This window comes from Spiroplasma endosymbiont of Megaselia nigra, assembly GCF_003987485.1.
GTDB lineage: Bacteria > Bacillota_I > Bacilli_A > Mycoplasmatales > Mycoplasmataceae > Spiroplasma.
Genome location: NZ_RCOO01000064.1, coordinates 1 through 6,543, shown reverse-complemented (window position 1 = coordinate 6,543; position 6,543 = coordinate 1). Strand labels below are relative to the sequence as shown.

Sequence of the window (6,543 nt, the reverse complement as noted above, 5' to 3'; positions counted from 1 at the left end):
TTAAATTTTTGTTCTTTTCCTGCCATTAAAAAATGCACCTCCTCTAAAAGTTTAGTAAAGTTCTTTTTTAATTTTACTTACTTTTTGGGGTGCAGTCTTTTCTGTTCCTTTTAATAAACGAACAATATTTTGATGATGCTTTAAGATTAAGAAAATAGCACTTAAAGTAATAATAATATTAATTAAAGCTAAACTATCATAGTAATTGTCATAATTAACATAATGTAAGTAATTCACTCAAACAAGATGAGAATTTTGAAGTAAATTACCATTAAAGTTAATAACATCAATGCCACTTAATTGTGGGATTCAACATAATGCTCCTGTAAAAAATGCTGCTAAAATTGAAGAAACAGAAACTCGTTTTCAAATAAAAATTGTGCTTCATCAAACAACTGTAGCAATTAAAAAATAATATGGGTTAGTCATTCATAATAACCCTAAAAAAGATGAAACTGTTTTACCCCCTTTAAATTTATAATAAATTGGATAAGAATGACCAATTAAAACAAAAAAAGCTGGAATATAATAACTAGTTGAACCAAAATTAACCCCATTAATATTAATACAACTATTACCAAAGGCAATAAACATTGTAATAGTAACTTTTAGCATATCTAAAAACATAATGGCAAAACCTCATTTTTTTCCTAAAACACGACTAGTATTTGTGGCTCCGGCATTTTTAGAATGATAATCTCGCACATCAATTTTATAAATTTTTTTACTAATAAAGATTGATCAACTAAAAGAACCAATTAAGTAACCAATTATTGCCGTAATAGCTGTCCCTAAATATCCATATAATGTCATTCCCTCACCTCTCTTTTACTATTATATAGCAATTAGAAATAATTTAGTAAATAATTGTAAATAAAAGCATTATAATATAAGATATTAATAGTGAAAATTATATTTAAAAGGAATGATAGAGAATATGAGTATTGAAGATAAAACATTAAAGTATGATGAATCATCAATTCAGATTTTAGAAGGACTAGATGCGGTTCGAAAACGTCCAGGAATGTATATTGGTTCAACTGATGTTCGTGGATTACATCATTTAGTTTGAGAAATTATTGATAATTCAATCGATGAGGCATTAGCTGGTTATTGTAATGAAATTGATATTATTATTTATAAAAATAATGCGATTACAGTGGCAGATAATGGTCGTGGTGTTCCAACCGGAATTCATTCATCTGGTAAATCAACGCCAGAAGTAATTTTTTCAGTTTTACATGCTGGGGGAAAATTTGGTGGTGATGGTTATAAAACATCAGGAGGATTACATGGTGTTGGTTCTTCTGTTGTTAATGCTTTATCGTCAACTTTTGATGTCACAATTTATCGTGACCACAAAGTTTGAAGTATTAAATTTGCAAATGGTGGGCAAGTTAAAGAACCGTTAACAAAAATTGGTACAACAACAAAAACAGGAACAACAGTTACTTTTTTACCTGATCATAAGATTTTTAAAGTAATTGATTTTTCTTTTTCCACAATTTCAGAACGAATTCGTGAATCAGCATTTTTAAATAGTGGGGTTAAGTTGACATTAACTGACCAACGCACTGATAAAAAAGTATCATATTTATTTAATAATGGTTTGGAAGAATTCATTACTTATATGAATGAAGGTAAAAAAAGTATTACTCCAATTATTATGTTAAAAGGGATAGAAAAACAAATTGAAGTTGAAATAGCGTTACAATATTCAACTGAATTTAATGAAAATTTACTTAGTTTTGCCAATAATGTTAAAACAAGTGAAGGTGGCAGTCATGTTTCTGGATTCCGAACAGGATTAACAAAAGTAATTAATGATTATGCTCGCAAAGAAGGTTTATTAAAAGAAAAAGATAAGAATCTTGATTCGGTTGATACACGGGAAGGATTAACAGCCATTGTTTCAGTAAAAATTCCTGAAAATTTAATTCAGTATGAAGGTCAAACGAAAGGAAAATTAGGAACTTATGAAGCACGACTTGTTGTTGAAACAATTGTAGCAAAGCAATTTGGATTTTGATTAACAGAAAATAAGGCAAATGCTTATACTATTATTGAAAAAGCATTATTAGCTCGTAATGTTCGTGAAGAGGCTCGGAAAGCACGCGAAGCAGCTCGTAATAGCAAAAAACGTGGTAATAGTGATCGCTTATTAACCGGAAAATTAACCCCAGCTCAAAATCGAAATAAATTTAATAATGAGATTTTTTTAGTTGAAGGAGATTCGGCGGGGGGAAGTGCCAAGTTAGGGCGTGATCGTCGTTTTCAAGCAATTTTACCGTTACGCGGGAAAGTGATTAATGCTGAAAAAGCAAAACTTCAAGATTTAATGAATAATGAAGAAATTAATGTAATGATTAATGCCATTGGGGCTGGAGTCGGAAATGGCTTTGATATTAATGATGCCAATTATGGCAAAGTAATTATTATGACTGATGCGGATACGGATGGTGCGCATATTCAAACTTTATTGCTAACATTTTTTTATCGTTATATGCGACCATTAATTGAAAATCATAGGGTTTATCTTGCTTTACCACCTTTATTTAAAATTACTAGCACCAAAAATAAACATATTGAATACGCATGAGATGAAACAGAATTAAAAAATAAATTAAGTCAATTTCATGGTAAATTTGAATTACAGCGTTATAAAGGGCTAGGGGAAATGAACGCAGGACAATTATGAGAAACAACAATGGATCCCCAAACTCGTCAGCTAATTTTAGTAACAATTGATGATGCTGTTATGGCTGAAAGACGGATTGTCACCTTAATGGGAGATGATGCTAAAAAACGAAAAGATTGAATTGATGAAAATGTTAAATTTACTTTAGAAGATGATTTTCAAGCAATCATTAATTAAGTAGGATAACAATGTTACAAGCAATCAAAAAATTAATTAATACCCTAAATCAAACCAATCTAACTCTTAGTCAATATCAAAATTTTCAGTTATGACTTATTAAAATAAAAGAAACAAAAACAAGATTGACATTAGAAGTTTGAACAGGTAATGGCAGTGAAGATAGTGAAAATACAATTGCAACAACGATTGAACTTGCGATAGCAGATGAAATAGCATTAAATTGATGTTATGAAAGTTTACTATTAGCAGCGCAACAAACTACGGAAAAAGAAGTTTTTTGAAAAAAAAATATGCAACAAGTAACACCGCTTTATCAATTAGAACCAAGTAGTAACTTGTACTTGTTAACAAAAGAAGTCATTCATTTTTTTAACGATAAAATTGTTGCATTTGAATTAGAATATTATAATTATAATATATTAATAATTTTATTTGCTTGGCAAAAAATTAATATGGGAATTAATATTAAAAAAAGAACATTAATTAAACCTAACAATTTACCACTAAAAATTAATCAACAATTAAATACATTAAATTTAACAATTTATAAATTATTATTAATTGAAGGAACCTTATTTTATCAATGTGAAATTGATTGGTTATCTAAAATGGGTAAATATATGATTAAATCAGCAACAACAATTTATTATCAACAAGAATTTATAATCAAAACAAATATTTTAGCAGAGTTGTTACAGTTAATGGAAATTTGTAATAATCTTAATGACCGAATCTTAGCATATTTCCGGACATTGTTATTATTAACTCATCAACAGCAACTCTTTACTTATGATAAACATAAGGATTATTGAATATTAACAAAATTAGGGCAAAAGTTATTTTATCAAATTGATTATAAAAAGTTTATAATCAAGAATGAAATGATGAAAGTTGATTTACAGAGAGGAATTTAAAAATGAGTAATAACGAAAAAGAAAATGAATTAGTTTATAGTTTAAATGATATTATGTCAGAACGCTTTGGTCGTTATGCCAAATATATTATTCAAGATCGAGCCTTGCCTGATGTTCGTGATGGTTTAAAACCAGTGCAACGCCGTATTTTATTTGCAATGAATGAATTACGATTAACTTTTAATACGAGTTATAAAAAAACGGCACGGATTGTCGGAGAAGTAATTGGTAAATATCATCCGCATGGTGATACATCAGTTTATGATGCAATGGTAAGGTTATCGCAAGATTGAAAAGTCCGTTATCCATTAATTGATATGCATGGAAACAATGGTTCAATTGATGGGGACCCAGCGGCTGCAATGCGTTATACTGAAACTCGTTTAAGTGAAATTTCCTCATTTTTATTACAAGATCTTGATAAAAAAACAGTTGCTTTTGCTCCTAATTTTGATGATTCAGAACAAGAACCTGTTGTATTACCAGCTTTATTTCCAAATTTATTAGTTAATGGTTCAACTGGAATTGCTGCTGGATATGCAACAAATATTCCACCACATAATTTACATGAAATTATTAATGCAACAATTCATTTTATTGAAAAACCAGACAGTACGGTTAAGGATTTAGTAAAATATGTTAAAGGACCTGATTTCCCAACGGGGGGAATTATTCAGGGAAAAAGTGGAATTTTAGAGGCATATCAAACAGGAAAAGGCAAAATTATTGTTCGTAGCAAAATTGAATTTGAAAACAATGTTTTAGTAATTACTGAAATTCCATATGAAGTTATTAAACAAGACTTAGTTAAAAAGATTGATGATATTAAATATAATGAACCAGGATTAAATATTAAGGAAGTTCGTGATGAAACAGACCGCGAAGGGTTACGAATTGTGATTGAATTAGGTAAACAAGCTAATGTTGAAACCGTACGGAAATTTTTATTAAAAAATACTAATTTACAAATTTCATATAATTTTAATATGGTTGCTATTGCAAATAAACAACCACGACAATTAGGATTAAAGGAAATCTTAACCCACTATGTTGAACATCAACAAGCAGTTGTTACTCATCGTTCTCGCTTTGAATTAGCACGTGCACAAAAACGCTCAGAAATTGTTGCTGGGTTAATCAAAACAATTAGTATTTTAGATGAAGTAATTGCCGTTATTCGCCATTCAAAAGATCGCAGTGATGCAATTCATAATTTAGGGAAAAAATTCGGTTTTATCCAAATTCAAGCCGAAGCAATTGTCCAGTTACGATTATACCGGTTAACTTCAACAGATATTTTACAATTAAAAGCAGAACAAAAAGAATTAATTGCAACAATTGCTGAATTAAAAGCAATTTTACGTGATATTAATAAATTAAATAGTGTTATTATTCACCAATTAGAATTAATTAAGAAAAAGTTTGTTTCACGTCGTCGTAGTGTGATTGAGAATGAAATTGAAGCAATTGAAATTCAAAAAACAGAAACAATTATTGAAAAAGATTTGAACATTTGAATTTCACGAGATGGGTATTTAAAAGCGTTAGAAAATAATCAATTAGCACGGTTAGCAACTGAAGAATTTAAACGAAAACCAGGGGATTTATGAATTGCTGATTTTCAAGCTAATACTTCTGATAAAATTTTATTAATTACTTCAAAAGGAAATTATGTTATTATTCCGGTTTATAAAATTAAAACTGTTCGGTTACGTGATATTGGTGAACATGTTAATACTATTTCTGAGTTACCAGGAGAAGAAAAAATTATTAGTGCTTTCTTATTAAATGATTTTAATAAAAAAGAACAATACATTATGTTGGCAACTAAAAATGGAATGATTAAAAAGACAGCTGTTAAAGATTTTGAAGCAACACGAATTAGCAAGGCTCTTAAAGCTATTAATTTAAAAAATGATGATGAAGTTGTTGCTAGCCAATTAGTTGATCATCATCCATATGTTGTCATAACAACAGCAAACGGTTTTATTGTTAAATATCGTAAAAAACAAATTCCCACATTAGGGTTACGAACAGCAGGGGTAAAATCAATTAATCTACGTGATGATGTAGTTATTAATGCCGGTTATTGTGAAGATGATAATTTAGTATTAATTACTAATCTTAATACTGGGAAAAAAATTGATCTAACAGAAATTCCTACATCAACACGGCCAGTAAAAGGAACACGATTATATAAGTTAAATAAAGATATTAATGAACTTGTCCGCTGAACGTTTTTAACAAAAGGGAAAGATATTTTACATATGTTAAATCAAAATGATGAAATTGAGATATTTAATACTGATAAAATTCCTATTCATAAATTAGTTACTGCTAATCATACTTTAGGCTTTGAAAATATTGTTGATATTGTTATTCCCCATTATTATGATTTAAAACTAATCCCATCAAAAAAAGGATTAGAAAGTAGTAGTGCAGCTGCAAAAAAGCATCCGCTTCATCATAATGAACATGATAATGTAAACAATCTCAAACCCCTAATTGAAGTAACAAAACCAACGAATAATGCTGCTGTTAATAAGACAGAACCAAATGAAAAAAGTTATAATCAGGAAACAATCACCTCAGAAAAAAGACTGCACCCCAAAAAGTAAGTAAAATTAAAAAAGAACTTTACTAAACTTTTAGAGGAGGTGCATTTTTTAATGGCAGGAAAAGAACAAAAATTTAAAACATATACTGCAGAATTTCGAAAAAATACAGTAAAAGAAATTGAACAAACATCGC

At 29.0% G+C, this 6,543-nt stretch carries 4 protein-coding genes; 3 read left to right on the top strand and 1 reads right to left on the bottom strand.

What is annotated here, in order from left to right:
* Positions 1-51: 51 nt before the first annotated feature.
* Complete coding sequence (gene plsY / locus D9R21_RS03825; protein WP_126821171.1) at positions 52-813, bottom strand: glycerol-3-phosphate 1-O-acyltransferase PlsY; 762 nt, start codon at positions 811-813, stop codon at positions 52-54.
* Between the two features lie 124 nt (positions 814-937).
* Between plsY and parE the strand changes: the two genes are divergently transcribed.
* Genes parE through parC form a run of 3 tightly spaced genes read left to right on the top strand, consistent with a single transcriptional unit; the run spans position 938 to position 6,410 of the window.
* Positions 938-2,875, top strand: a complete 1,938-nt coding sequence (parE, locus tag D9R21_RS03820) for a DNA topoisomerase IV subunit B (protein ID WP_126821170.1) — start codon at positions 938-940, stop codon at positions 2,873-2,875.
* Between the two features lie 11 nt (positions 2,876-2,886).
* Positions 2,887-3,792 carry a hypothetical protein gene (locus D9R21_RS03815; protein ID WP_126821169.1) on the top strand — a complete coding sequence of 302 codons (906 nt, stop codon included), beginning with the start codon at positions 2,887-2,889 and terminating at the stop codon, positions 3,790-3,792.
* Between the two features lie 2 nt (positions 3,793-3,794).
* Positions 3,795-6,410 (top strand): DNA topoisomerase IV subunit A, encoded by a 2,616-nt coding sequence (parC, locus tag D9R21_RS03810; protein WP_241568732.1) that lies wholly within the window; start codon positions 3,795-3,797, stop codon positions 6,408-6,410.
* Positions 6,411-6,543 lie beyond the last annotated feature (133 nt).